The following is a 1,310-nucleotide window of genomic DNA, read 5'->3' as shown; positions in this document are numbered from 1 at the left end:
AAGGCTTGGGCCAGATCTTTGACCCGCAACTCCGGGCGGCTCCATGCCTCATGTCCTGCCGGGGGATGGGCCAGCCGGTCGGACCATTCCAGACCATCCGTCTTGCTCGGGCAGTTCATGGGACGTCCCGGCGACAGGTCGAAGACACTCGTGCTGACGCCAGAGGCCAGCGACAAGCCGAAGGCCAGCAGGTCGAAGACCATGTCCGGCTTGTCCAGCAGGGCGGTCTGGATCGCGGCCAGCCGGATCGCCTTCATGTCCTCGACCAGTGCGCCGGAATAGGGCGACTTGGGCGCGGGCGCGGCATCGCCGCCGTCCGCATGGGCGGCATGGCCGGTCAGCACCTCGGCCTCGATGGCTGCGGCCCGGTCCTCGGCCCGCACCCACGGGCCGCTCAACTGCACGGTCCCGCTGTGGCTGACATAGACATAGTAGCCCGCCACGGCGCGTTGCGCGTCGGTGAAGTCGCCCTTGGTGATCAGGTCCAGAGCATCAAGTTCGGCCTGCCCAGCCTCGTCCAGTGCATCGGCACTCGCCAGTTCTGCCAGTTCGTCATACCGCTCGGCCTGTTCCTCCGTCAGAACTCCCTCGACCGGATAAAGGCGGGCCAGCTTCTCGGTGACGGAATAGGAGACATATTCGTCGGCTGTGACCTCGGCCCACTTCCAGCCTGCGGCCAGCTTCTCGGCCTCGGCATTCAGCCGCTCGGTGAACAGGTCCTGCAACAGGTCGGCATCGTGCAGCGCCACGGCATCGCTGAACAGGTCGCGGGTCAGGCTGCCGCCTGCGGCCTCGTAGGCATCCAGTCCGACAAAGCGGGCGCGGCGGTCGGTGGCGCTGACGGCTGCGGGCTGCAATGCCTGCTTGATGCGGTGTTCCGACACGTCGCGGCCTTTCACCTCGGCCAGAACGGTCAGGGTCAAGGACTCGTCCTGCGACACGGTAAAGGCTTTCGCCATGCCAAGGCTGATCTCGCCCGCTTTCAGCGCGTCCAGAACCGGGGCGGGCAGGGCGGCCAAGGCAAGGCGGCGATAGACATGGGCCTCGGTCTTGCCGAAGCTGCGGGCAATGGCCGACACGTCTGCGCCTGCCTCCTTCATCCGGCCATAGGCGCGGATTTCGTCAGCGGGGGCCAGGTCCTCCCGCGCCGCGTTCTCGGCACTGGCCCATGCGCGGGCGGTGGCCTCGTCGGGCGCAATGCGAACCGGGATGGAAGCCAGTTCCGGGTGGCGTTCGGTCACGGTGGCGTCACGCTCGACGGCGCGGGCGATGGCCCGCAGCCTGCGGCCTCCGGCGACAATGCCCACGCG

At 67.9% G+C, this 1,310-nt stretch carries 1 protein-coding gene; it reads right to left on the bottom strand.

The window, feature by feature from the left end:
* Positions 1-1,310: ParB/RepB/Spo0J family partition protein (locus BLQ03_RS18505; protein WP_090757605.1), on the bottom strand; the 1,310-nt coding region annotated here is incomplete at both ends.

It is taken from the genome of Paracoccus chinensis (assembly GCF_900102885.1).
Taxonomy (GTDB): domain Bacteria; phylum Pseudomonadota; class Alphaproteobacteria; order Rhodobacterales; family Rhodobacteraceae; genus Paracoccus; species Paracoccus chinensis.
The sequence above is the reverse complement of the archived record's forward strand: the minus strand, read 5'-3'. Positions and strand labels throughout refer to the sequence as shown.